The following is a 24,259-nucleotide window of genomic DNA, read 5'->3' as shown; positions in this document are numbered from 1 at the left end:
CCCGCACCGTCGGGGCGTCGCCTGGATTCATGCTCCGAGAGGCGCTGTCGGCTGACAGGGATCAGCTGACGGGTCTGCCCTCTGGGTGGCCCTCGATCCAGGACAGGCCGCCCATGTCCAGCCGCTGGCGCACACGAAGGCGTTGAGGTTGTCTGATCCAGCCGCTGGCGGATGGCTGCCTCGCTACGGTGGTCGGCAGTCTGTGCTTCGTGGAGCGTGCGGGGCAGTTCGTCGTCCAGACCGTTGGCACGCGAGGGGATCCCGTCATGCCGCCGTCCTCTTCCGGTTCCGGCTTTTACGCCCCTGACCCCGACGGCGGCATCAACCGGCCTGGTGATTCGTGTCGCCGCAGGGAGTTCAGATCAGCGCGGATTAACAGCCCGCCGGGCCCGGTTGATGACGTTGTGGGCGTCGACCCCATAGACCGCGGACTCCCGCAGCGTGTCCCAGACCCGCAGGTAGGTCGCGACGCTGTCCGCATCGTCAAGCCACAGCTCCGCGTGCCAGTCCTCGACGACGACGCGGCGCTCGTCGTAGATCCAGAACCCGTTGCCCGGGTAGATCTTCAGTGAAGCGGCAAACGGGACGATTCCAAATTCCACGGTGTCCAGCCCGATGACGCTCGCGAGACGATCCAGCTGCGCGGCCAGTACGGAGGGCGGGCACACCAGGGCATAGAGCGCCCCCTCCCACACCATGATCCGGTACTTCCTGCCCTGCGAGTACAGCCCCTCTTGACGGCGGATCCGGGCGCGCACAGCGTCCTCGGTGTCCCGCGGCGACTGCATAAGGTTGGCGTGCCTGGTGAGGACATGGCGGGCGTAGTCGGCCGTCTGCAGCATGCCGGGCACGAGGTTGTTTTCCCAGATGCTCAGCACCCGGGTGCGGTCGTGCTCGGCGGTGATGGCGTCCTGCACGGGACGATGGCCCGAGGCCAGCTGCCGGCGCCACGAGCGGATGTGGGACTCGAAGCCGCGCAGTTGGGCGAGCAGACCGTCGTACGCCTCCGGGTGTCCGGTGGCCTTGGCCCACGCCCTGAGTTCCTCGGCGTCGGCGGTCTGCCTGCCGTTCTCCAGTTTGCTCACCTTGGACTTTGTCCACCCGGCGCCAAGGCGTTCGGCGAGCTGCTCGCCGGTGAGCCGACCATCAGGGCACGTGATCCTCAGTTCCCGAAGTCGTAGCCCCAGGGCCTCGCGTGCCTGCTGATAGTCGGTGCTCACCGGACCTCGTCATTTCTGGTCGACCTCGAACTCTGCGTACGCAACGGCATAGTGCCAGGCTGCGTCTCGCACCCGGCAGTAGCGGTTGACCGCGGCCGGCTCGGTGATGAGCTCGGCGCCCGTCAGGTTGTCGTCCTCGTCGAAGATGAGCCGTGCTACTAGGCGTGAGTCGAAGAGCCAGAAGTCTTCGTCGGGCAGGCGCAGCCGCTCGGCCTCCGTGCGGGACAGGTTGCGAATGTCCTCGCCCACGGCGCAGTTCCGTGCTGCGTTGCTGCGCAGGTACAACTGCCCTGGCGTGGCGGGGGTATCAACCAGCCGCACGCGCTCGAACCGCTTGCCCTGCGCTGCCTGCACTCGGACGTTGCGGCACCAGTCGTCGTCGTAATCCCAGTCGATGCGCTGGCCTGCGGCGAACTGGGCCCACTCGTCGGTCTGTTCGTCGCTTGCGTACCGGCGTCGGGTCTCCAGCCGCCATGCGGTGTGGGCGAAGGTCTCGAAGAGGCGCTCGAACTCGTCGTCGGCGTTGATGAGCCGCGGGGTCTCGTCGCGCGGACCGAAGTCGACGAGAGTGTTGCGCGGTACGACGATGGCCACCTCGCCTTCGTCGCGGTGCTGAAGCTGCGCCAGGTCGGCGGGGTCGGTGAGCGGCGGTCCGTGCACGATGACGTCCCCGCTGTCGAGGTCCTCGTGGACGCCGGGGCAGCCTCCTCCCCCTGAGCCTGTGCCGTTGAAACGAAGCCGTCGCATGGCCGTCTCCTCCGCTCGGAGCCTTGGTGTGGACCCAGCCTCCCCGAGGACAACGCCCCGGACACGCGGCTCAGTCGGCCTCCGTGGGAAACATCGCGCAACTTCGTAGGGCTGTCAAGAAACTTCGAGAAACCAGCGACGCGGCGAGCAACTTCGCGCGCCTACCGTCTTGTTCATGCTCTCAGCACTTGAGTCGCAAGACGTTGACCCGTTCACGGCCGTGGAGTCGCTGAGGGCAGCACTGGATCAGGCCGGCATCGTGCTGCCGTCGCTCGCAGTCGACCCGGGCTCGCCGACTCCCAGCCTCGTGGACCTTGGGCGTGCGCGGGCGGACGTGATCATGCAGCTTGCGCAAGCACTTCAGCGAGCGGAGCCAGGGGCATGAGCAAGGCCACGGAGTCCGCGCAATCACTGCGTCAGGCAGCGCAGGCCTGGCTCCTGTCCTGCGTGATCTGCCCCGCCGACATACAGCGCGCGTGGGACGCGGAGGAACTCGCGCCCATCGAGACCGGCCCACACTGGATGGCAGCCGAGGCGCCCCTCAGGCAGTCGATGGACGCGATCAAGCGCATCGGGCCCGACCGCCTCGGCCCGGTCCTCGCGGACGTCACCTCGGAGCGCGCGTGGTGGCTGCTCCCGCCCTGTCTCGACGACGAGCTGGACGACATTCGCCTCCTCACCGTCCACCCCCACGGCTGGCCCCTGAGGTGCCCGCCCGTGCTGTACCCGGTGCGCGGCCGCGTGTGGGTAGAGCGACCGGACGGCAGCGGGCGACTCACCGATCCCACCTTCCTCGGCGCCGCGCTCGGCCCGGGCGGCGGCCCTCGACTCCCAGCGGAGGCTTTCGGATGACACAGCAGACCACCATGGACGACGCGCCCGTTGACCTGCCCCTGCCGATGGACCGGCCCAAGCCCGCCCCGCACTGCGGGGTGTGCGCGGCGCTCGTGCGGCAGAGCGCGGAGGCTGCGGCCTCTGGGGACTACTCGAAGGCGTCCGACTGCAACGGCGAGATCCGCCACCACCCCCACCGCGGACGGCGGCGGTCGTGAGTAGCCGCTTCCAGTTCGTGGACACGGGCACCGGCTACGGCCACCTGCAGCGCGTCGCGAGTGCAGGCGTCTTCAACCGGGTGCAGCGGGCGTACCGCGCATACATAGACCACGGCCGCGACTGCGCCACGTGCGCGGTGGACGCCACGCGGTGCACGACCGCCGAGGCGTTGTGGGAGGCGTACCGCGCCGCGAACTCCTGAGCTCTCGCTGTCGGCTCCCCCGTCCGGCAGCGAGAACGGCGGCCCGCCCTCACGACGGCGTACAGGGCGGGTCGCCGGATGAACGCCCGCCCTCTGCACCCCAGGAGGGCGGGCGGGTTCAACCGCCTCTCACCAGAGGCAAACAAGCGCAACAGGAGCAAGACGTGACCGTCGCGTTAGAGCGTTCCGCCACGACCCGCACCCGCGACCCGCAAGAGCTGCTCAACGCGGTCGCTCCGCATATCACGGAGCTGACCGTCAACATCTTCGACTCCGATCTGCCGATCCATTCGGGTCGACTGGGGCCCTCACACAAGCTCGTCAGGCACGCTCGGGTCGGCCGCCAGGCACGCCTTGTCCTATGCGAGCGGTAAGGACCTGCAAGAAGGACGGGCAGGAGTTCCTGCAGAGGCCGCGATGAGAGGGCACGGCCACTCGCTGCCGGGGCCGGTGCCACACTGTGTCCCCAAGTGAGAGGGGTGGGCCGTGGGATTCGGGTTTCGTGTTGGTGTTCCGGGCATGAGCGTGCGTGTCTCAACGCGTGGGGTGAGGACTTCCGTCGGGCCGAGGGCGGCGAGGATCAGTGTGGGCAGCGGAGGTGCCCGGATGTCGACGGGACTCGGCCCCTTCTACGCCTCGAGTTCCCTCCGAGGCAGCCGGCGGACCACGACCAGCACCCGCCGGACCACGCAGTCCAGGTCGGTCGCCCCTTCCGCCGCGCAGATGGAGCGCGCTCGCCGGCAAGCAGAGAGGGCTCAGCAGGAGGCTGATCGGGATGCGGCCATCGCGCAGTTGCGGGAATTGAGGCGGCAGATGACCAGCGTCCATCTGCAGTCCTTTCCCAGCGCGCATCCTCCGGTGATCGGGGATGCTCCGCAGCTGGGTCTGCCCTGGGCACTGGCTGAGGCCCAGACGTTTCACTTGCAGGGTGTGGGGTGGCTGGCCCGTGCGGAGCGGGCCGGCGCCAAACAGCGAGCGGAGCTCGATGCTCCCGCGTATCTGGCGGCCGAGTCAGCACGCCTGAGTGCGGTGCGTGAACAGCTGACAGACGAAGCCGGGCACTGGTGGCAGGCGCTGCTCGCCCACGACGAGGACACCGTTTGCGAAGCGGTGAATGCCGCATTCTCGGACAACCCTGCGGCCGGTTGCGCGCTCGGAGTGGATGGTTCGGTCCTGTCCGTTCTGATGCGTCATCAGGACTTCGACTCGATGCCGACTCAGACACCCGGGCTTACCTCGAGTGGCCGCCCGGCCCTGAAGAATTTGACGAAACGCGACCGGCTCCTGTGGTGGCTGACCGCCATGGGCTCCAACGTGGTCGCCACCCTCAAGGAGGGCTTCGCCACCGCACCCGGTATCACCGCCATCGACCTGGCCGTGCTGACCCGCCTGCCCGACACCCAGCGGCTCGGATTCGTCGCCTACGGCCGCTGGACCCGCCAGGCGATCGAGACCACCCCATGGCGCGAACCCGAGGACGCGCTGCGCTTCCTGGACATCGGGGAGGACGTCGCCTGCTCGGTCACCACCACCGCCTCCGGCAACCTCTCCAGCACGCTCAAGCCGCTGGATACCGCCCGTATCCCGGGCCTGCGAGAACTCCTGGATCACGCGCAAGACGAACCGGAATCCGGTGAGCCCTCTCTCGCCGGCCTTGACAGTACTCTGAGCGGCAACACCCCACCCGACGACCGGGCCGTAACCGCCGACCCGTACCGGATCAGGCCGTTTGCCGAATGGAAGCACAGCCACCTGGCCGAGCCGCCGCCCGCTCCCCCGCTGCCGCCCGCCACGGTGTCTCCCCTCGTGGCCGGGCAGACCCTCGCTCTGCCTGAAGATGCCTGGCAGGGGCTGAGCATCGCCTTCACCTTCGCCGGCGCGGACGCGGACCTCACCCTCTTCCTCACCGGCAACGATGGCACGGTGGCCGGTGACGAGGACTTCGTCTTCTACAACCAGCCCTCCACCGCCAACGGTGCCGCACGGCTCCTGGGCAAGCACGCGCAAGGCCCGCACACCACCGAACGCGCCGTCATCCATCTGTCCGCCCTGCCCGACCGGGTGCAGCGTGTCGCCGTCGCCATCAACATGGACGTCGACACCGGCCTGACCTGCGGATCACTCACCCACGCGGCCCTGTCCATGGAATGCGTGACCGGCACCGGCTGGACCTTCAGCCCACCCGCAGACCCGGACATCCGCGCCATGGTCATCGCCGAGCTGTACCGGCACAACGTCAACGGCGAGCCCGTGTGGAAACTCCGCGCCATCGGCCAGGGCTGGGCGGACGGACTCGACGGACTCGCCCGAGCCCACGGCGTAAACGTCGAATAGCGGGCGTCTGAAGAGCCTGTCAGCGGGCACGTTGGCCCGTCTCTCCACGCGGAGGGGCAAGCACATTGGTATGTCTGGGTCAGCGCAGAGCTTTGATGGCCTTCACAACCAGGGCGCGCGCCTCGGCCCCGTACACGGCCATGCGGCGCAGTTCTTCGAAGACCGCATGGACGTCGCCGGCAAGTCGGTCTGGCGCGCTTGTGGTCGGCCGGCTCTCGCAGCATGACCGGCAGCAGGCGCGCCATGCGCGGTCGGCGGCGCGTACGCGCGGTGATCGTCGGGACCGCCGTACGACTCTCAAACCTCGTCCGGGTTCTCCTCGGCGTACAGGCGGGCATCAAGCTCGGCCGCCCAGGCGAGGGCCCAGGCGCGCAGGTCGGCCAGTTGGCCGGGATTGAGACCATAGTCGGTGAAGTCCTTGTCGTCCCACCATTCGGCACCGTTAAGGCGGTCGCGCAGGTCCTGGAGGCTGAATTCGAAGCGTGCGTGGCGGCGGCCGAGCGTTTCGAGGTCGGCAGTGGTGCGGTGCTGGGAGGCGGCGTGGACGTCGATGAGGTCGCGGACTGCGCCGCGGTCTGCGAGCGTGTCTGACTTATCGGGTCTTGGCCTGTTGACCTGGGTGTATCCGCCAGGCTTGGTGGATCGGGTGGTGGCGGCATTCGGTCGTGCCGAGCAACGTCAGCGGCTGCTTCCCGCGCGGTTGGTGGTGTATTTCGTGCTGGCGTTGGCCCTCTTCTCGCCTGCCCCGTATCTGGAAGTGATGCGCCACCTCGTCGAGGGCTTGCGGGGGTTGGGGCTGCTGGGCAACTGGCGTGTTCCGGCGAAGTCCTCCCTGTTCAGGGCCCGGCAACGGCTGGGCTCCGAACCCTTGCGGGTGCTGTTCGCCACGACCGCGAAGCCGATGGCGACCGAGGCCACGCCCGGCGCGTTCTGTCGTGGCCTGCGGCTGCTGGCCGTCGACGGCACCTGCTGGGACGTCGCGGACAGCGAAGCCAACGCGACCGCGTTCGGGCGGCCGGGCAGTGGCCGCGGGTCGGGCAGGAGCGCATTTCCGCAGGTGCGGATGGCGGCGTTGGTGGAGATCGGCAGTCATGCGGTGCTGGACGCGGAACTGGCCGGCTGCCGCACCGGGGAAGTCACCCTGGTGGCTCGTCTGCCGCGTTCGACTGGCCCGGGCCAACTCGTCCTGGCCGAACGCGAGTTCCTCGGCGTCCCGTTGTGGCGGGCGTTCACCGCCACCGGCGCCGATCTGCTGTGGCGGGTGCCCGCCAACCGCGTCCTGTCCGTGATCAAAAAGTTCCACGACGGGTCCTGGCTCTCACACATCAGAGCAAGCAGCGGTCCGGCCCGCAAGGAGCCGGTCGTGGTCCGTGTCCTGGCCTACCGGCTCAAGGACCGGTCCGGTCAGGGTGAGAGCGACGGCTATCGCCTGGTCACCACCCTGCTGGACGCCCGCCGGTATCCGGCCCGGCAACTGGCCACGCTCTACCGCGAACGCTGGGAGATCGAGTCCGTCTTCGCCGAGATCAAAACCCATCAGCGCGGTCCACGCGTCGTGCTCAGCAGCAAAACACCCGACGGCGTCCGCCAGCAGATCTGGGCACACCTGCTGGTCCACCGCGCGCTGCGGGAACTCATGCTGAGAACGGCCGCCACCCGCGGCCTGGACCCCCGACCGGGTCTCCTTCACCGAAACCCTGCGCTCCGCCCGGCGCAGCGTGACCGTCACGCCGGGCAGTTTTTCCCCCTGACCTCCTGGTCAGGGCACTGGTGATGCTGGAGCAGGACCTCCTGGAACGGCTCCTGCCCGTCAGACGCCTGCGCAGCCAGCCCGCGTCGTGAAACGCAACATGTCCAACTACCACCTCAAACGACCTGAACACCGTGCCTGGCCACAGCCGACCCGCACCGAACCTCAAGCCGTCCTCATCACAAGACCCCAACCCGCAAGCCCGTAACGCAACGGCATTGGGCCTAGTACTCCAGCAGGATTTCGCTGTCTGACCTGGTCTTTCGCCGGGTGGCGGGAGTGTAGCGGGACTTCGGTCGTGCGGGGGCGGTCTCACGGAGACCGCCCCTCGATCATGTGACAACGCTGCAGGTAGTGACAGCGGCGGGGCAGCCTCCGAGGGTGATCACCGAGTATGCCGCCGCGCAGTGGGACCTCGAACTGGACGATCTCTTCCTGACTATCGGGCACCGCTTCGGCCGAGTCGAGCTTCGTCGCCGCATGCGCGACTACGTACGTGGGCTGCTCGCCCCGGTGGCCCGCAAGAACAGCTGGCAGTTGGCCGAGCAGGCTGGCCACCGCACGCCCGACGGCCTGCAGCACCTCCTCGCCGGAGCGAAGTGGGAGCCCGATGACATTCGCGACGACCTGCAGGAATACGTCGCCGACAAGCTCGGCGAGAACGACGGCGTGCTGATCATCGACGACACCGGGTTCATCAAGAAGGGCAGTACCTCCGCCGGGGTCCAGCGCCAGTACTCCGGAACCGCCGGCCGCACCGAGAACTGTCAGATCGGCGTCTTCGGCGCCTACGCCTCGGCCCGTGGCCGGGCTCTGGTCGACCGTGAGCTCTACCTCCCGAAGTCGTGGACCGAGGACCGGGAACGCTGCCGCACCGCAAGGGTCCCCGACGAGCGGGAGTTCGCCACCAAGGGCGAACTGGCCCGGCATATGGTGCTGCGGGCCCTCGCCTCACCGCTGCCCATCGCGTGGGTCACCGCGGATTCCGCCTACGGTCAGGACAACCGATTCCGTCGGCTGCTGGAACAGTCGGGTGTCGGCTACGTGCTGGCTGTGCCCAAGTCGCAGTTCAGCGTGGGCTGTTCACGGATCGAGGGTCTGTTCGCGCAGGCCCCGGACGAGGCGTGGGAGAAGATCTCATGCGGCAACGGCGCGAAGGGGCCCCGCGTCTACCACTGGGCAGCAGTACGGCTGCCGGCCGTCGCCGAGTTCGACTATCAGGGCGAGGTCCCCCATCGAATGCGATGGGCACTGGCCCGGCGCAGCATCAGCAAGCCCGACGAGATCGCCTACTACCTCGCCTACGCACCGCTTCAGGTCACCGTCCAGGAGCTGGTGCGGGTCGCCGGCACACGCTGGGCGATCGAGGAGTGCTTCCAGGCCGCGAAGAACGAATGTGGCCTGGACCAGTACGAAGTCCGCCGCTACGTGGGCTGGTATCGGCACATCACTTTGGCCATGCTGGCGCACGCCTTCCTGTCCGCCACGGCATACCAGCCCTGGGAAAAGGGGGCGGAACAGGTGAGACAACCGGGGCCGTCGGGCTCACAGTGGCGGAGGTTCGGCGACTCCTGGCAGCTTGTCGTGCCCGACCCCCGCACCTGAGCGGACACCGCGGACGACACCACGCGCTGAGCTGGTCGAACTGGCGCCGCCGACGCCAAGCAGTCGCCCGCCGCTGTCACTACCTGCGGCGTTGTCGCACGATCGAGGGGCGGTCTCCGTGAGACCGCCCCCGCACGACCGAAGTCCCGCTACACTCCCGCCACCCGGCGAAAGACCAGGTCAGACAGCGAAATCCTGCTGGAGTACTAGGACTTGTCCGGGCGATCAAGTTCGTAGCCAGATGACGAGGGCTGCCGCTGTGGTGGTGCCGAGGTAGACGTATCGGCGCTTGTCGTAGCGGGTGGCGACGGCCCGGGACTGCTTGAGGCGGTTGATGGCCCGTTCGATGGTGTTGCGTTTCTTGTACCGCTCTTTGTCAAAGCCGGGTGGCCGCCCGCCTCGTGAGCCCTTTCGCAGGCGGGCGGCCTGGCTGTCTGTCTTCTCCGGGATCGTGTGCGGGATGCCCCGGCGCCGCAGGTAGTCGCGGCACGGTCCGTTGCTGTAGGCCTTGTCCGCGGCGAGGCTGTCAGGTCTTTTGCGGGGTCTGCCCGACCCGGTCCGCGGGACGCGAATCTTCTCCAGCACCGTTTTGAACTGGGTGCAGTCCGCCCGCTGCCCTGGAGTGACGATCAGGGACAGCGGGCGGCAGCGGCCGTCCGCGCTCAGGTGGAGCTTGGTGGTGAACCCGCCGCGCGAGCGGCCCAGGCCCTCACCTCCAGCACCACCTCCACCAGGCGCGCGGCGAGACTCTGCCACGGAGTCTCGCCCTGGTGTTCTGCCTGCCCGGCCCCCTTTGAAGCGGGCACCGGCGGCGGGTCGGTCCGAGCGCCGGCCGCATGCTGATGCGCGCGAACGACGGTGGAGTCGACGGAGATCTCCCAGTCGATCTCACCGGCCGCGTCCGCCGCGGCCTGGACCTGCTGGAGCAGACGCTCCCAAGTGCCGTCGGCGGACCACAGCCTGTGCCGTTCGTAAACGGTCTTCCACGGCCCGAACCGGTCCGGCAGGTCACGCCACTGCACGCCGGTCCGCACCCGGTGCAGAATCCCGTCGATCACCTGCCGGTGATCCCTCCACCTGCCACAACGCCTGTTGCTGACCGGCAGGAACGGCCGCAGCCGTTCCCACTCGGCATCACTCAGATCTCCCCGCCCCATGCCCACATCAACGACCCGGTCGTGGAGTAGTCACATGATCGGCCGGACAGGTCCTAGTACTCCAGCAGGATTTCGCTGTCTGACCTGGTCTTTCGCCGGGTGGCGGGAGTGTAGCGGGACTTCGGTCGTGCGGGGGCGGTCTCACGGAGACCGCCCCTCGATCGTGCGACAACGCCGCAGGTAGTGACAGCGGCGGGCGACTGCTTGGCGTCGGCGGCGCCAGTTCGACCAGCTCAGCGCGTGGTGTCGTCCGCGGTGTCCGCTCAGGTGCGGGGGTCGGGCACGACAAGCTGCCAGGAGTCGCCGAACCTCCGCCACTGTGAGCCCGACGGCCCCGGTTGTCTCACCTGTTCCGCCCCCTTTTCCCAGGGCTGGTATGCCGTGGCGGACAGGAAGGCGTGCGCCAGCATGGCCAAAGTGATGTGCCGATACCAGCCCACGTAGCGGCGGACTTCGTACTGGTCCAGGCCACATTCGTTCTTCGCGGCCTGGAAGCACTCCTCGATCGCCCAGCGTGTGCCGGCGACCCGCACCAGCTCCTGGACGGTGACCTGAAGCGGTGCGTAGGCGAGGTAGTAGGCGATCTCGTCGGGCTTGCTGATGCTGCGCCGGGCCAGTGCCCATCGCATTCGATGGGGGACCTCGCCCTGATAGTCGAACTCGGCGACGGCCGGCAGCCGTACTGCTGCCCAGTGGTAGACGCGGGGCCCCTTCGCGCCGTTGCCGCATGAGATCTTCTCCCACGCCTCGTCCGGGGCCTGCGCGAACAGACCCTCGATCCGTGAACAGCCCACGCTGAACTGCGACTTGGGCACAGCCAGCACGTAGCCGACACCCGACTGTTCCAGCAGCCGACGGAATCGGTTGTCCTGACCGTAGGCGGAATCCGCGGTGACCCACGCGATGGGCAGCGGTGAGGCGAGGGCCCGCAGCACCATATGCCGGGCCAGTTCGCCCTTGGTGGCGAACTCCCGCTCGTCGGGGACCCTTGCGGTGCGGCAGCGTTCCCGGTCCTCGGTCCACGACTTCGGGAGGTAGAGCTCACGGTCGACCAGAGCCCGGCCACGGGCCGAGGCGTAGGCGCCGAAGACGCCGATCTGACAGTTCTCGGTGCGGCCGGCGGTTCCGGAGTACTGGCGCTGGACCCCGGCGGAGGTACTGCCCTTCTTGATGAACCCGGTGTCGTCGATGATCAGCACGCCGTCGTTCTCGCCGAGCTTGTCGGCGACGTATTCCTGCAGGTCGTCGCGAATGTCATCGGGCTCCCACTTCGCTCCGGCGAGGAGGTGCTGCAGGCCGTCGGGCGTGCGGTGGCCAGCCTGCTCGGCCAACTGCCAGCTGTTCTTGCGGGCCACCGGGGCGAGCAGCCCACGTACGTAGTCGCGCATGCGGCGACGAAGCTCGACTCGGCCGAAGCGGTGCCCGATAGTCAGGAAGAGATCGTCCAGTTCGAGGTCCCACTGCGCGGCGGCATACTCGGTGATCACCCTCGGAGGCTGCCCCGCCGCTGTCACTACCTGCAGCGTTGTCACATGATCGAGGGGCGGTCTCCGTGAGACCGCCCCCGCACGACCGAAGTCCCGCTACACTCCCGCCACCCGGCGAAAGACCAGGTCAGACAGCGAAATCCTGCTGGAGTACTAGACGTCACGAGCGACAACGTGACGTGGGTACGTGCTGCAGGCCCGGGCCTCGCAGCGATCGTGCGGCCCTTAGCTGCAGGTGCGGTAGTTGTAGCCTGCGATGCGCCCGCTGCCGTCTCCGTCGGTGAAGTGGTAGTAGCCGTCGCTGTCGCGCGAGAGACTGATGGTGTAGCTGGTGCCGATGTAGTAGGCCACGGTGTTGCCGCTCGGCAGGTAGTCGGAGTTGCGCAGCCAATTGCCCGCCGCGGTCCACGTCTTCTCGCCGGCGGAGCCGTCGCTGGGTACTTGGAACTTGGTCTGCCACCGCGCTGTCGCGGCGGCCGTGTTGCTCCCGAAGTCGCCGTCGATACCGGAAGCGGCGAGTTCGCCGTCGGCCCAGAGGACCTTCTGCCACAGGCAGGTGGCGTTGGACTGCTTGTTGTGAGTGGTGTCCACAATGCCTTCGTTGTCCCAGTCGTCGGCGAAGACTCCGCCGCCGTAGACATAGGCCAGGCCGCTGTAGCTACCGCTCGCGGACGCCGGGGTGGCACTCACCGCGAGGACGGTGGCGGTCAGGGCACCGATTGTGCAGGCAGCAAGCCTGGATGACTTCGAGTTCACGGGAGTTCCTCCTGGTTCAGGTGACGGTGGACCGTCGGATTCGGGTCACTGGGGCCAGTTGGCCTTGCGGAACCTTGGCACGCACGCGTCGGCGGGGACACACTCTTGCGGCTGAGTGCAAACAAGGAGGCTTTCGAGGGGAGTCGCGTGCTCCGTATTCACTTCACCGAGGTCGATCTCGCTCGCATCCGTGTTGCCGCGCAGCCTGACCCGATGTGGGAGGTGCTCGCAACGCTTCACCGTCTTCAGTCCCGCACGGGCCGCAGTCAGTTCGCCGCTTGGCACCGGACGGTCCGTGTCGACCTGGGTACTGCCGGACTCGCCCGTCCCGTACGGGAGGTGCTGCTCTCCCTGTATCCGCTCGGGCCGTACCTGCCCGACTTCCTGACGCCCCCGGAGTCGGAGGGTGGTCTTGAGTCGGGAATTGACGGCATCCTTCGTCCGCCCCGGCAGGACGTGCTCCATGAGATAGCTCTCCTCGACCGTGTGCGCGGCGTGCCGTCCTGGGCTCTGCGGCTGGGCCGGCCGGTCGAGCGGCGAGGGCTCACCGACCTGATCCGTCGCTACCACGCGGTCGCGGTCGCGCCCTTCACGGAACACATGGACAGTGGCCTCATCGCGCACCGGAGCCTTCTCGCACGTACTCTGCTGACCAGCGGGATCGAGGGGGTGCTGTCGAGCCTGGGGCCACGCATTCGGTGGCGCGAACCGATACTCGAAGTGGACTACAGAACGGAACGCGACCTTCACCTACGGGGACGGGGGCTCCGGATCGTTCCGACGTACTTCCTGTGGGGCACCCCGGTCGCACTGGCGAACGCCGAGCTGCCGCCAGTTCTCTCGTATCCGTTGAACCATGCGCCCGTGCCGCAGGACCCCCGCCTCGATGAGGGAGCGCCCCTCGGGGCACTTCTTGGAGTCACACGAGCACGTGTCCTCAGGTGTGCCGCGGACGGTCTGACCACAGGAGAGCTCGCCCACGCCCTGGGGGTTTCGCCTTCCACCGCGAGCCGGCACGCCTCCGTACTCCAGGAGGCTGGACTGACAACCAGTCGACGGATCGGCCCGGCGGTCCTCCATACCGTCACTCCGCTCGGCGCAGCCCTGCTTCGTCGGGACCGCGACGGCGCGAAGGCGGCCCAAGCGCGAAGGCCGCACATCCGAACTCGCCCTGATCAGCCTGACGGATGACGGGGACGAAGCTTCAGCCGGAGCCTGGTCCCCGCTCAGAGGGTTACGCGCGGGCCTGGACGACGAGCGTGCCGACCTCGCGCTTGCCGGGCGGCGTATCGAGCACCGAGGCCCGCACGTCCGTGGAGCCGTGCTCCTTCAGCAGGCGCTCCCAGCCCTTGGGCTCGTAGTCCCAGCGCTTTACGACGAGCGGGTCCTCATCCTCGGCGCGTGGGACCTGGAGCTGGACGGTCACGTCGCCACCGGGACGTGGACCGAGCAGACGGCGACCGAGGGGCATCACCGGGGCGCCCGGTACCACGGGGCGGTCCAGGTGCTTGTTGAGCCGACGGGCCGTCGTATGACGGGCAAGTGGGTCGGTTTCGGTAAAGAGTTCGACGTCAACACCGGCGCTTGGGAGCTCGTCTTCCAGGACGCGTCGACGAACAAAGCGACGCTCGCCGCATACGACTGCCGTCCCGACGCCTGACCCCGGCCGGACAAAAGCGGCCCCGCCCCCCAAGGAGAACGCGGCCGCGCTAGGGACCTTCGTCTGGATCACCGGGCGGACCATAGGAAGATGCCTGCGATGTGGAGTCCGGCCAGGTAGACGGTCGCGGTCTTCTCGTAGCGGGTCGCGATGCCTCGCCACTGCTTCAGGCGGTTGATACACCGTTCGACGGTGTTGCGCTGCTTGTAGATCTCGCGGTCGAAGGCCGGCGGTCTGCCGCCCCGACTGCCCCGTCGGAGGCGGTGGCCGCGCTGGTCCGCCGGGACCGGAATCACCGTCCGGATGCCGCGCTTGCGCAGATGGTCGCGGATCGCGCGGGACGAGTAGGCCCTGTCCGCCAGGACCACGTCCGGTCTGGTGCGCGGACGGCCTCGTCGCCGAGGAACGCGCAGGCGGGCCATGACGGCGGTGAAGGCGGGTGCATCACCGGCCTGTCCGGCGGTGAGGACGAACGCCAGGGGCCGACAGCGGGCATCGGCCGCGAGGTGGATCTTGGTGGGCAGCCCGCCGCGGGACCTGCCGATGGCGTGGTCGGCGGGTTTGCCGGCCGGGGCCCCTTTTTTTGCGGGCCCAGCAGCGTGCTGGTGAGCCCGCACGATCGTGGAGTCCACCGACACGGCCCAGGCCAGGTCGTCGTCCGCATCGGCCTGGGCGATCAGCGCGGTGAACACGCGTTCCCAGGTGCCATCCACAGCCCACATCCGCAACCGGTTGTAGACACCCCGCCAGTTGTCGTACCTGTCCGGCAAGTGGACCCACTGCGTTCCGGTCTGGAACTTGAACGCGATCGCGTCGATCACCTCTCGGTGATCCCGCCAGCGACCACCCCGCTGCGGCGTCCGGTCCGGGAGCAACGGCTCGATCCGCGCCCACTGCGCATCTGTTAACGACACACCCAGACCAACGACCACCTGATCCAAACGAAACTGCCTAGGGGACTACGAAGGAACCCAGGACATCGGCGCCCCGGACTGGACCAGCATCCGCGTCTCGCTGAGCAAGCAAACTCCCTGCTGGATGCGTCATTCCGGAAGGCTGATCACATCGTTGCGACGTGAGGTCGCCAACCGGTGCGCAGGGGCCGACCCTGGAGCCTGTTCAAGGAACGGGTGCTGCTGATGGCCGCGTACTCGCGGACCACGCTGCGCCCTCGGCGTAGGTGCCAGCCCGGGCGATCTTCGCCGCGCAGCGATGCGGCCAGCGGCTCGGCGGGTCCCGGCCCGCAAGTACGTCGAGTGGTCGGCGGGCCTCCAGATCGACCACCAGGAGGGTGGCGTACGTATCGCCCTTACGCAGAGCGAAGTCGTCGACGCCCAGGACACGGACCGGGTGGGTGTGCAGGAGACCGGCGTCGGCCAGGTCCTCGGCGTACTCGATGACCTGGCCCACATGAAGGAGCCCCGGAAATCGAGGCCCACGACAAACCCCACCGGCCCGTCGAAGCGGGTCGGGTTGGCCTGGACTGCCCTGTCCCACACTCCGCCTCTGGCCGCTCGACCGCCTCGACATCGCTCATCTGCTGCTGCGCAGCGTCGCCGAGGCCGTCACGACCGCCGTCGGCTGTGCATCCGCCTGTCCTTACGTTCGCGAAGTACTGGTGACTCCACCAGCAATCGAGAGGCAACACCATGACCGAGTGGGTGGTGCAACCAGACGGGGGCCGCCCGGAGGGCCGCGACTGTCCCCATGCCGCCGCTCCAAGCCCGGCACCAGCGCCCCGAAGGCGCGTTTGTCCCGAGTGCTTCGTCCAGGGACACGAGGAGACACGTCTGCGGCTCTGCCTGACCTGCGGACACATCGGGTGCAGCGACAGTGCGCCAGGCGCCCATGCCACCGCCCACTACGCATCGAGTGGCCACCCCCTCGCGCGTTCCATGGACCCAAGCGGCGAGCCATGGGCCTGGTGCTACGTTGATGAAGTATTCCTCCACCCTCGCGACGGCCACTCAACGGAGTGAGCGGCGACCCCCTCACCCCAACCCATCCAGAGTGGGGCTACTTCGCCTCGCAGCCACCCACCAGTGCTCCCTACCGCCCCACGCGCTGGATCTGGTCCCGGCCGTGGCTGTGCACCCTGTCCGGACGACCCACCCCGGAGACCGGCTGCGTCCGGCCCGGGACCGGTTGGGGTGTGGGATCCGCTGCAGGATCTCCTGGACGGCGACACCGATCTCGACTTCGTCGATTCCCTGAAGTTCGGTTACGACACCGGCCTCATCCGGGTGAACCCGACGCACGCATTCCCCGACCTCAACATCGTGGCCGACGACCTGAAGGAGTACCTGGCCACCGAAGCGGAGGGATACGGGCGGCTGATGCTGCTCGCCCACAGCCAAGGCGGCCTCGTCGTCCAGCGCTACCTGACGTGGATGCTCACCGAGGGCAGGGGCCGCGAACTGAGCAGGATCCGCCGGGTGGTGCTGCTCGCCTGCCCGAACAACGGCGCCGAGTTCTTGCTGTCCCTGCGCCATACGGCGTCCTGGCAGTTGAACCGGCGGACTCTTAACCGCAGTAAGACACTTCGCCCGGCACTGGGTACATCAGCAGGAAACCGCAGGTAGGAGCCGTGAACACGGCTCGACCACGTCCCGCACCCCGGGCACACGGCACCCGCCGCAGTGCAGCACACGTCAACGTGCACTATCGCGATGTTCACGTCCACCGACAGCACCACGACGTCGTCGACGGACGGCAGGAGCAGCTCCTTCACCTGGAGCACGAGTTCATCCACGGCCCCGAACTGTCAGCCACCCCACACAGGCCACCGCTCGTTTTCAGGCAACACCCCGAGCCGGCCGACACCGGCGCCCTCGCCGAAGCCCCCGACTTCCTGGCCCGCGGCTTCGCCCATGACGACACCACCTTCGAGCCGGTCATCCCCGTCATCGAGAAGACCCTGGCCACCGCCGCCGACGAAGGCATCGGGGACGCGATCCAACTCGAACAGCTCATCGCCCGCGCCGTGGCGAACTGGGCGTTTCGCACCTACCGCCGCAGGCCCCTCATCATCCCCGTCATCATCGACGCCTGAGCCCCGGCAGCACCGCCCCCTGCCTGCCGTGCCCGGCTCGCGAGTATCGAAGCCGGGCACGGGAGTCAGCAGCCGCCCGAGGAGCCGCCACGCAGTCGGTCGCAGCCGACGGCGCTCGGGCAGCGAAAGGGTGACATTGCCAACCGCTCCATCCTGGCGGGCGCGGCACGGCGGCGGACTCGTTCGTACGGATCTCACTCAAGTGTGTGCCGGGTCCCGGTGGGCCCGGCACACCTATGCGCTCAGTGGGAGTCGTTAACGGGGCGGCACGGGCCGCACTCGGCAGCATCCGCCCGGTCGGCGATGTCGGAGAACTCGTTGCGGATCGAGGGCAGCCGCAGCATTCGACAAGCGGTGTCGATGGCTGCGTCGGCGGCCTGTTCGGTCAAGCCTCGCCGGCGGGGCAGGGTCACTGTGCTGCTCCCCCACGCTGGTTCGGCGGGGGCGGAGCAATTGGTCATAGGGGGTCACCGAGGGCAGCGGCCTGGTGTCCGCAAGTAGGTGCGCGCGAGCCGCCACTCGTGCAAGGACGTCACCGCCGCCGACGGTTTCCCGGGAACCAGCTGGCCCTGACGCAGATGCGGGTTCGGTCTCGGCCTGGGCGGGGCCTGGCCTGGGCCGCCTGCGCTGCCGACGTCAGTCGACGGACGAGGGGACGGGACGAGGCCGACATGACACTCGTGACTCCTCCCCCGGCTGAAGCCGGGGGCTTCTCGCTATGCCAGGTTGGCGTTGCGACGGACCAGCCCGGCCCGTAGAACGTTGAGTGCTGCCACTGTGTCGGCGTGCGCAATGTGTCCGCAGGCGATGCAGTGGAACGTTTCCTGTGTGGGCCGGTTCTCTTTGGCGGTGTGCCCGCAGTGGGGGCAGGTGCGGGAGGTGTTGCGGGGGTCGACGGCGATCACTTCTCGTCCGGCGCTTTCAGCCTTGGCGTGCAGGATCGTCAGGAACACCCCCCAACCGGCATCGTTGATCGACTTGTTGAGTCCGGCCTTGGCGGCTGCCCCGTTGGGCAGGAACGCGCCTGTCTGGTCGGGGTCGGGTTTCGGTGCGGGGGCCCTGCTCATGTTGCGGATCTTGAGGTCTTCGTGCGCGATGACGTCGTGTGTGCGGACCAGGTGGAGGGCGGTCTTGTGCGCGTGGTCCAGCCGTTGGCGGCGGACCTTGCCGTGGAGCTGGGCAACTTTCTCCACGGCGCGCCGGTGGTTGGCGGTGCGGTCTTTGGCCTTGCGGCGGGGGAACCGGGACAGGGCCTGCTGTGCGGCTTGGAGCTTGGCGGCCGCGCGGCGGCCGTGGCGCGGGTTGGGTACGAAGACGCCGCCCGAGTCGGCGAGGAAGTTCGCGATGCCCAGGTCGATCCCGACCACGCTGCCGGTCGCGGGCAGTGGCCTTGGCTGTTCCTGCTCGACAGTCAGGACGACGAACCACTTACGGCCCTCACGCTTGACGGAGACGGTTTTGACCCTGCCGGCCACCGGGCGGTGCTGGTGGACCTTCACCTGCCCGACGCCCTGGAGGCGGACCCGGGTGACCGGGTCATGCGGAGTGGGGTCCCAGCGGCAGCCGTCCCCGTCCCTGGGGAAGTCCACCGTGTCGAACCAGCTCACCCCGCGAAAGCGCGGGTAACCGGGCGTCTGTCCAGCCTTGACGCGGCGGAAGAACGCCTGCATCGCCTTGTCCAGGCGGCGCAAGGTGGCCTGCTGCGAGGAGAACGACCAGCGGCCCTGACGCTCCGGGTCGAACGCCCGGATCTCCTTCAGTTGCGCGGACTGCATCCCGTACCTGACGGTGCTCCTCGAGACGTGCCGCCAGGCGTCACGGCGTTCCTGCAACGCCGCGTTGTAGAGGGAGCAGTGGTCGCGCAGCATCTCGGCGAGCGCCTGACCTTGGCGGACGGTGGGCCGCAGCAGGAATTTGTACGCACGGATCATCCAGCCCACCCCCCTCCGGTCGAGTACAGTCGATTCTACACTTGGCGTATGTCACCGCGGTGGGAACCGGATCCCGATGTCCGACGAGGAAATCATGTCGTTTTCAACCTCCACGCACATTTGGTGTTCGTCACGAAGTACCGGCGGGAGATCTTCGACGGCGAGATGCTGACGCGCTGCGAGGAGATCATGCGCGATGTGTGCGAGAGCTTCGGCGCGCAACTGCGGGAGTTCAACGGCGAAGGCGATCACGTCCACCTGCTCGTGCACTACCCGCCGAAGATCGCCCTGTCCAAACTCGTCAACAGCCTCAAAGGCGTCAGCTCCCGCTACCTGCGCGCGGAGTACACCGGCCGGATCAACCGGATCGGGACCGGCTCGGTGTTCTGGTCCCCGTCCTACTTCGTGGGGTCCTGCGGCGGCGCACCGCTGAGCATCGTCAAGGACTACATCGAGAACCAGAAGCGCCCGGGATGACCGTCACCCCACAAGCGTAGTGATCTCCGGCGCTGCGCGCCTCCAGGCCAAGGATCGGGTTCCCGCCCGGCCTGAAGGCCGGGATCCCCTGCGAAGAACAAGGGATGGAGGGCCAGTCCAGAACAGTCAGCTCGGGCCATTGCTCTCGCCACCGTGCTGCCTTGGCCTCATAGACCGCCGGTGGAGCGAGCACCGGGTTCGGCCGAACCACCAGGTTGAACACGTCCGACAGGCCGTGCGGCGCATACACGCGCCACTGGCCGTTCGCCTCCACACGTACTCCGAGGCAGCAGGTCGTCACGGCGAAACTGTCGATCGCCGCCTCAGTGGAGTCATACGGCGGACACGGGACACCGAACTTGTCCTGATACCACAGGTGAACTCGCGCTTCGTTGCGGATCTCTACCTCCGCGGGCAGGCCGGCGAAGACATTGCGTCCGGTCTTGATCACCGTGTCTTCGGCCTCCCAGGACAGGTCGTCGCTGTCGAAGTAGAAGAGGTCGTAGTCCTTGATGCCGTTCGTCGGCGGCCTGCCGGTGACGACGTTCCACACGGTCTGGAACAGGCAGCCGGCCGTCACATACCACCCGGGCAGGTCCAGCGTCGCCGCCCGCGACAGGACCTCCGTCAACATGTCGTTACAGGACAGCACCATGCGAAGGGACTCAAGTTGCTGGTCGAGAGGGAGTCGGCTGATCATCAGCCCTGCCCACCACAGCTCGCCCGCCGGACGGGCAAGCTCTGCCTCAAGGGCCCCTCGGGGGAGGGCGGGCGCGCCCGCCCTCCCCCGGCTCCGACTCATTACTGGGACTCCGGAGACGTGTACTTCGGGCTTGATTTCCGGGCCGGAGCCTCAGCACTTGGTCAGGGTGCGGCCGAGAAGGGACAGCAGGCGGTCCCAGTGAAGCTGCAGCGCGGCGGGGTGAAGGCATCAGTGTCGGACATGGTGAGGCCATGGACGGTGCCGAGGTAGATCTGGGAGGTGTAGCCGACACCCGCCGCGTCCAAGGCCAGGTTGAGCTCGCCGAGGGCCTGGGGGGTCAACTCGCTCTCGGCGTGGCCGAAGTGGACCTCGGCGTGAGCTTGGAGAGGCTGTCGGGTCCGTCGACTCTCGCCGGACCGTGGAACGCGGCGAGGGCCGCTACCTGGCCGGGGTGGGCCGCGGCGGTGCGCGTCGCCAGCAGGCCACCTGAGCAGTAGCCGGTCACCGCGACCGGTCCGGCGCTGACTCGGGCTGAGCGGTGACGAACTGAGATAGGCGTTGGCGTCGCTCAGGACACGTTCTGTGGTGTGCACCTCGATCATGGGCATCAGCTGGGCGAAGACGGCGCGGGCCGGACCTCTTCTCCGATGCACCCGGGAAGTTCGCTCACCGGTGCCGGGCCGTGCCGGATGAAGAGGTTGGGGACGACCACGGAGTACCCGTGCCCGGCCGGTTCGCGGGCCATCTCCAGCAGCACGGGCCGGATCCCGAAGCCCTCCGTGTACATCAGCACCCCTGGGTGCCGCCCGCCTCCGTCGGGGAAGGCGGCGAACGCGTCGGCCTGTCCGTCCGCGGTGGGCATCTGTAGGTCTTGGTGGGCATGAATTCTCCTGTCGTGGTTGACGTGTCGAGCCTGTGATCAACACGACGGAGGCGGAGCCCGCCCAGCAGCGCAAGATCCTCGATCCGACAGCGGGCCGGTAGCGGCCCGTACGGCGCTCAGACGGGCACCGGGTCACCAATCCGTGTGTGGCGCAATGCCGTCCCGGTAGTGATGGCTGCACGACCTAGCCCACCGGATAGAGCCGGTACTGGTGCCCTGACATGCGTGACGGGCCGATCGCGGCCCGACGGCCCGGATCGTGTTCGTGGGCACCGGATCCGGGGCGCGCCGGAGTGTCCGTCCGGCCGGCCCCGGTCACTGCGGGGCCGGCCGGTGTGCCGAAAGTCCCACAGCACCCCGGTGATGAGGCTGCCGAGCGTGTCACCCACGCCGAAGACGCTGGGGTAGAGCCGTAGTGGGCGGCAACAAGGCGGTCACCCGACAGGGCGACGACGGTATCCGAGCTCGCCGTCGTCCATCAGGCCGCCCTCAACCTCGGTGATCATGCCGTAGCGCTCGACGCGCAGAGTGAGTGTGATCCCGGTGGCGAACGGCTCGTCCGCAAGCGGCAGCAGTGACCTGCCTCGCGGGCGACTCAGCTCCCGCCACGACAGCGCGTAGTTGCCTCCTGCCGATGCTGGTACCAGCATGCGTCGATCTCACGTCCGTCGCCCAGCGTGAACCGTGCCAGTCCTGGCGCGGGGGTAAAACCCGCTGCCCTCAGCGCACCCCGAGAGGCACTGTTCGCCGGCTCGGCGCCCGCTCGTACGACCCTGAGGCCGAGATGCCGGTGACCGAGTTGGACGGCCGCGCGGAACAGCTCGACACCCAGTCCCTGCCGACGGTAGCCCGGAGCCAACCAGCCACCGATCTCGCCGGAGTCCAGGTCCACGCTCGTCGCGCCCGCATATCTGCCGTCGGCCACATGCACCGCGGTCAGCCCGACGAAGCCATCTGAGCGTTTCTCGAGCTTCCTCATCATCTTGAAGCGATCGCGAGGCGCGAACCCGGACAGGTCGTTATCCGCGCGCATGGACAACAACAACTCTCGCGTGTCTTCGTGCCGCACAAGCTCGTCAGTCCTGGACCCCAGCCAGCGCTGCGCCTCAGCGTCGGAACCAGCTGCTGCCGGAGCCATTACGTCCAGGGCAATGAGCGGCGTGTAGAGCAGCAGCCGCTCGCTGCGCAACACGTGCCTGCCCGCACCGCACCTACCGTGCACCGGCGGATGAAGCGGTCCGGCAGCCCGGCGGAACAGTGCTTGCCACATCGTGCCCCGCCCCAGAAAGAAGATTGCCGAAGTGCTGTTCCAGCACCGCGCGAGGGCCGAATATAGCGTGTCGGCCACCTGCCCCGTTACGGACGAGCGGCTCGTGTTCCGCGAGTCCGAGGCCCGCGACCGTGTGGCCCTCATCGAGCTGTTCGCCTCGCCAGAGGTGGGCACCTACATCGGTGGCCCTCGACCGCGTGATGAGCTCGAGCGCACGGCACCTGAGGTGCCGGGGCGGCGCCCTGGCTTCTTCGTGATCGATCTCGACGGAGCGATGATCGGCATGATCACGCTCGATCGACGCGACGCGGAGCGTCCGGGTCACGTCCGCCCGGATGCCGGAGAGGCCGAACTCGGCTACATGTTCTTCTGCCGGAAACGTGGGGATGCGGGTACGCCGCCGAGGCCTGCGCAGCGGCACTCGACTGGTTCGCCGACGCCCTCCCCAGTGAACCGGTGGTGCTCTGCACCCAGACCGCCAACGACCGCTCGATGCGCCTTGCGGCCAAGCTGGGGTTCACCGAGGTGGAGCGGTTCGATGAGTACGGCGCTGAGCAGTGGTTCGGCGTGTGGTCCTCGGCCCTGCCGTCCGGTTGAGCTCGTGCTCGACAGCGCGGATCCCCGAGGCCTCCGATCGGTCGTCGGCCTTGGCGGGGCTGCGATGACGGCTGTTCAGGCGCCATACGCTTACATGAATCACCCTGGAGCAGCCGACCAGTTGTCGCTGCGGGGCCCTTCGCGGGTCAGGCGCCGGGTCGTCATGGTGATGAGCGCCCAGTTCAGGCGTCCTTCGGAGTGCTGGGGAAGATGTTCGTAGTCGCGTGCGTTGCGGGGGGTGCTCATGCACCAGGCGATGGTGCGCCCGGCTTTCCGGCGTCGGGGCAGGACGACACAGCCCTTGATGCCTTTGGGCCGGGAGACGATGCAGGTGAGCCGGCGGCGTTCGCGGAGCCAGTCCACGAGTTCGCCGGCGTAGCCGCGTTCGGCCCAGACGTGGGTGATCTGCGGCTGGGTGAGGCGCAGGCGCCAGACCATGTCGTGGGCAGCGGCGCGGTCCTGGATGTCCTGCGGGCTTCACCGTGATCATCACCCGGCAAGCCGAGCGTGTCCACGGTGATGTGTCGCTTGCGGCCGTTGATTTTCTTCGCGGTGTCTCAGCCGCGGCTGTCCTTGCCGACGGTGGAGGTTTCCTTGAACGACTGGGAGTCCACCTTCCGCGTCACCGGAGGTGGGCAACTGCCCTTGCCGGTACGGATCCGGTGGCGGAGCTGGTCACGGATGGAGGTGACCACCCCGGCCCGGTTCCACCTCCGGAAGAACCCGCAAGCCCTCCCCAACGGGGGGGAATCCGCAGGCAGGGCCCGCCATTTCGCGCCGTTGTCGACGATGTAGCGGATGCCGTCGACGATCTCCCGCCGGGACCACTTCTCGGGGTGTCCGCCGGGTTTGGTCCGACGTCGCGCGTCGCCCGCCCGCGGTACACCCCTCGTGACGGACGCCCTTCGCGGAACAGCCAGCGCACACGGGCCGTGGACCAGTGGAGGCTCCCGAGGCGTTGCCTCCAGGCAACGGGCCGCCGTCCAGTGCCGCCGTCCAGTACTGCAGCGGGGCCTGGTTGATCCCGTGCAGTTGAGCCGTGGTGGTGGTTGTTCGGGCTGGTCTTGATCTCTTCCTTTGGACGCCGACCCAGGCAACGGCGTCAGCACGCACGTGCCGAGGAAGACGTAGCCGTCATCTCCCCGACCGTCGCACACCCGGAAGGCAAGGGGGTCCGGACGAGACATTCACGCCCACTCGAGCTCACCGAAAACAAGCCGGGCCGGGCCCGTCCCGCCGGGACTTCGAGCAGGAATGCAGCAACTCCCAGGCAGGGAACGATCGTCCAGCTGATCGGTATGGTCAGGTAAAGCCTTTCGCGAGCGGTTGATCCTCGTCGTCGCGCACCCGACACTGTGTTCCCTCGCGTCTACTC

At 68.1% G+C, this 24,259-nt stretch carries 26 protein-coding genes and 6 pseudogenes; 14 read left to right on the top strand and 18 right to left on the bottom strand.

The features are described 5' to 3' along the window. Positions 1–362: 362 nt before the first annotated feature. Positions 363–1,220 (bottom strand): helix-turn-helix domain-containing protein, encoded by an 858-nt coding sequence (locus OHT01_RS39910; protein ID WP_328551022.1) that lies wholly within the window; start codon positions 1,218–1,220, stop codon positions 363–365. Positions 1,221–1,229: 9 nt separating this feature from the next. After that, complete coding sequence (locus OHT01_RS39905; RefSeq protein ID WP_328551023.1) at positions 1,230–1,967, bottom strand: DUF6879 family protein; 738 nt, start codon at positions 1,965–1,967, stop codon at positions 1,230–1,232. Positions 1,968–2,142: 175 nt separating this feature from the next. Between OHT01_RS39905 and OHT01_RS39900 the strand changes: the two genes are divergently transcribed. The 8 genes from OHT01_RS39900 to OHT01_RS39865 all read left to right on the top strand — a co-directional run bounded on the left by OHT01_RS39900 (position 2,143) and on the right by OHT01_RS39865 (position 8,911). After that, entirely contained in the window at positions 2,143–2,352 is a 210-nt protein-coding gene (locus OHT01_RS39900; RefSeq protein WP_328551024.1) for a hypothetical protein, read from the top strand. Then, entirely contained in the window at positions 2,349–2,819 is a 471-nt protein-coding gene (locus OHT01_RS39895; protein ID WP_328551025.1) for a hypothetical protein, read from the top strand. Before OHT01_RS39900 ends, OHT01_RS39895 begins: the two co-directional genes overlap by 4 nt. Continuing rightward, the gene (locus tag OHT01_RS39890) at positions 2,816–3,019 is read left to right on the top strand and encodes a hypothetical protein (RefSeq protein WP_328551026.1); all 204 of its coding nucleotides are present in this window, start codon (positions 2,816–2,818) and stop codon (positions 3,017–3,019) included. Before OHT01_RS39895 ends, OHT01_RS39890 begins: the two co-directional genes overlap by 4 nt. Continuing rightward, positions 3,016–3,222 carry a hypothetical protein gene (locus OHT01_RS39885; RefSeq protein WP_328551027.1) on the top strand — a complete coding sequence of 69 codons (207 nt, stop codon included), beginning with the start codon at positions 3,016–3,018 and terminating at the stop codon, positions 3,220–3,222. The genes OHT01_RS39890 and OHT01_RS39885 overlap by 4 nt, the downstream gene beginning before the upstream one ends. Positions 3,223–3,828: 606 nt before the next feature. Then, entirely contained in the window at positions 3,829–5,556 is a 1,728-nt protein-coding gene (locus OHT01_RS39880) for a TerD family protein (RefSeq protein ID WP_328551028.1), read from the top strand. Between the two features lie 222 nt (positions 5,557–5,778). After that, positions 5,779–6,147: a hypothetical protein gene (locus OHT01_RS40335; protein WP_443043571.1), complete on the top strand. Its 369-nt coding sequence runs from the start codon at positions 5,779–5,781 to the stop codon at positions 6,145–6,147. Between the two features lie 58 nt (positions 6,148–6,205). After that, the gene (locus OHT01_RS39870) at positions 6,206–7,330 is read left to right on the top strand and encodes an IS4 family transposase (protein ID WP_328551029.1); all 1,125 of its coding nucleotides are present in this window, start codon (positions 6,206–6,208) and stop codon (positions 7,328–7,330) included. Between the two features lie 357 nt (positions 7,331–7,687). After that, a complete protein-coding gene (locus OHT01_RS39865; protein WP_443043340.1) occupies positions 7,688–8,911 on the top strand; it encodes an IS701 family transposase in 1,224 nt (407 codons plus the stop codon). 225 nt (positions 8,912–9,136) lie between these two features. Here OHT01_RS39865 and OHT01_RS39860 read toward each other — a convergent pair. The 4 genes and pseudogenes from OHT01_RS39860 to OHT01_RS39845 all read right to left on the bottom strand — a co-directional run bounded on the left by OHT01_RS39860 (position 9,137) and on the right by OHT01_RS39845 (position 12,935). Then, positions 9,137–10,068 (bottom strand): annotated as a pseudogene (locus tag OHT01_RS39860) (IS5 family transposase). 263 nt (positions 10,069–10,331) lie between these two features. Beyond that, entirely contained in the window at positions 10,332–11,555 is a 1,224-nt protein-coding gene (locus OHT01_RS39855; protein WP_443043340.1) for an IS701 family transposase, read from the bottom strand. Between the two features lie 225 nt (positions 11,556–11,780). Next, the gene (locus OHT01_RS39850) at positions 11,781–12,311 is read right to left on the bottom strand and encodes a peptidoglycan-binding domain-containing protein (protein ID WP_328557969.1); all 531 of its coding nucleotides are present in this window, start codon (positions 12,309–12,311) and stop codon (positions 11,781–11,783) included. A gap of 45 nt (positions 12,312–12,356) precedes the next feature. Then, positions 12,357–12,935: a hypothetical protein gene (locus OHT01_RS39845; RefSeq protein ID WP_328558441.1), complete on the bottom strand. Its 579-nt coding sequence runs from the start codon at positions 12,933–12,935 to the stop codon at positions 12,357–12,359. Here OHT01_RS39845 and OHT01_RS39840 point away from each other — a divergent pair. Next, positions 12,912–13,502, top strand: a complete 591-nt coding sequence (locus tag OHT01_RS39840) for an ArsR/SmtB family transcription factor (protein WP_328558427.1) — start codon at positions 12,912–12,914, stop codon at positions 13,500–13,502. The two genes, OHT01_RS39845 and OHT01_RS39840, sit on opposite strands and share 24 nt — an antisense overlap. Positions 13,503–13,545: 43 nt before the next feature. On the opposite strand, the gene OHT01_RS39835 is transcribed toward OHT01_RS39840, so the two are convergent. Next, positions 13,546–13,737 (bottom strand): hypothetical protein, encoded by a 192-nt coding sequence (locus OHT01_RS39835; RefSeq protein WP_328558440.1) that lies wholly within the window; start codon positions 13,735–13,737, stop codon positions 13,546–13,548. A gap of 105 nt (positions 13,738–13,842) precedes the next feature. Between OHT01_RS39835 and OHT01_RS40330 the strand changes: the two genes are divergently transcribed. Beyond that, the gene (locus OHT01_RS40330; protein ID WP_442814030.1) at positions 13,843–13,971 is read left to right on the top strand and encodes a DNA-binding protein; all 129 of its coding nucleotides are present in this window, start codon (positions 13,843–13,845) and stop codon (positions 13,969–13,971) included. A gap of 68 nt (positions 13,972–14,039) precedes the next feature. On the opposite strand, the gene OHT01_RS39825 is transcribed toward OHT01_RS40330, so the two are convergent. Continuing rightward, a complete protein-coding gene (locus OHT01_RS39825; protein ID WP_328558426.1) occupies positions 14,040–14,903 on the bottom strand; it encodes an IS5 family transposase in 864 nt (287 codons plus the stop codon). 187 nt (positions 14,904–15,090) lie between these two features. Further along, a complete protein-coding gene (locus OHT01_RS39815; protein WP_328558439.1) occupies positions 15,091–15,381 on the bottom strand; it encodes a hypothetical protein in 291 nt (96 codons plus the stop codon). A 239-nt stretch (positions 15,382–15,620) separates the two neighbouring features. Here OHT01_RS39815 and OHT01_RS39810 point away from each other — a divergent pair, with 239 nt between their 5' ends. Further along, entirely contained in the window at positions 15,621–15,950 is a 330-nt protein-coding gene (locus tag OHT01_RS39810) for a UBP-type zinc finger domain-containing protein (RefSeq protein WP_328557968.1), read from the top strand. Between the two features lie 398 nt (positions 15,951–16,348). On the opposite strand, the gene OHT01_RS39805 is transcribed toward OHT01_RS39810, so the two are convergent. Beyond that, positions 16,349–16,597, bottom strand: a complete 249-nt coding sequence (locus OHT01_RS39805; RefSeq protein WP_328558425.1) for a transposase family protein — start codon at positions 16,595–16,597, stop codon at positions 16,349–16,351. A gap of 189 nt (positions 16,598–16,786) precedes the next feature. On the opposite strand from OHT01_RS39805, the pseudogene OHT01_RS39800 reads away from it, so the two are divergent. Beyond that, a pseudogene (locus OHT01_RS39800) lies at positions 16,787–17,023 on the top strand (RNase J family beta-CASP ribonuclease); the annotation flags it as partial. Between the two features lie 290 nt (positions 17,024–17,313). On the opposite strand, the pseudogene OHT01_RS39795 reads toward OHT01_RS39800, so the two are convergent. Then, positions 17,314–17,436, bottom strand: a pseudogene (locus tag OHT01_RS39795) (IS21-like element helper ATPase IstB); the annotation flags it as partial. Between the two features lie 303 nt (positions 17,437–17,739). Continuing rightward, the gene (locus OHT01_RS39790; protein WP_328557967.1) at positions 17,740–18,954 is read right to left on the bottom strand and encodes an RNA-guided endonuclease InsQ/TnpB family protein; all 1,215 of its coding nucleotides are present in this window, start codon (positions 18,952–18,954) and stop codon (positions 17,740–17,742) included. A gap of 48 nt (positions 18,955–19,002) precedes the next feature. Between OHT01_RS39790 and tnpA the strand changes: the two genes are divergently transcribed. Next, positions 19,003–19,431 (top strand): IS200/IS605 family transposase, encoded by a 429-nt coding sequence (gene tnpA, locus OHT01_RS39785; RefSeq protein ID WP_328551116.1) that lies wholly within the window; start codon positions 19,003–19,005, stop codon positions 19,429–19,431. 106 nt (positions 19,432–19,537) lie between these two features. Here tnpA and OHT01_RS39780 read toward each other — a convergent pair. The 4 genes and pseudogenes from OHT01_RS39780 to OHT01_RS39765 form a co-directional block, all read right to left on the bottom strand. Beyond that, positions 19,538–20,131 (bottom strand): annotated as a pseudogene (locus OHT01_RS39780) (nucleotidyltransferase family protein); the annotation flags it as partial. A gap of 164 nt (positions 20,132–20,295) precedes the next feature. Then, a complete protein-coding gene (locus tag OHT01_RS39775) occupies positions 20,296–20,475 on the bottom strand; it encodes a hypothetical protein (protein ID WP_328557966.1) in 180 nt (59 codons plus the stop codon). Beyond that, positions 20,472–20,921: pseudogene (locus OHT01_RS39770) on the bottom strand (dienelactone hydrolase family protein). The gene OHT01_RS39775 and the pseudogene OHT01_RS39770 overlap by 4 nt, the downstream one beginning before the upstream one ends. 691 nt (positions 20,922–21,612) lie before the next feature. Continuing rightward, positions 21,613–22,209, bottom strand: coding sequence for a GNAT family N-acetyltransferase (locus OHT01_RS39765; RefSeq protein WP_328557965.1), 597 nt, complete (start codon positions 22,207–22,209; stop codon positions 21,613–21,615). Between the two features lie 140 nt (positions 22,210–22,349). Between OHT01_RS39765 and OHT01_RS39760 the strand changes: the two are divergent. Beyond that, positions 22,350–22,884: pseudogene (locus OHT01_RS39760) on the top strand (GNAT family N-acetyltransferase). Positions 22,885–22,983: 99 nt separating this feature from the next. On the opposite strand, the gene OHT01_RS39755 reads toward OHT01_RS39760, so the two are convergent. Together OHT01_RS39755 and OHT01_RS40325 are read right to left on the bottom strand one after the other, a co-directional pair. Next, positions 22,984–23,322 (bottom strand): hypothetical protein, encoded by a 339-nt coding sequence (locus OHT01_RS39755; protein ID WP_328557964.1) that lies wholly within the window; start codon positions 23,320–23,322, stop codon positions 22,984–22,986. Between the two features lie 119 nt (positions 23,323–23,441). Continuing rightward, positions 23,442–24,071 (bottom strand): transposase, encoded by a 630-nt coding sequence (locus OHT01_RS40325; RefSeq protein ID WP_443043501.1) that lies wholly within the window; start codon positions 24,069–24,071, stop codon positions 23,442–23,444. Between the last annotated feature and the right edge of the window lie 188 nt (positions 24,072–24,259).

The sequence above is a fragment of the Streptomyces sp. NBC_00358 genome (assembly GCF_036099295.1).
Classification (GTDB): domain Bacteria; phylum Actinomycetota; class Actinomycetes; order Streptomycetales; family Streptomycetaceae; genus Streptomyces.
Note: the sequence above shows the minus strand (reverse complement) of the source record. Positions and strands in the feature narration are given on the sequence as shown.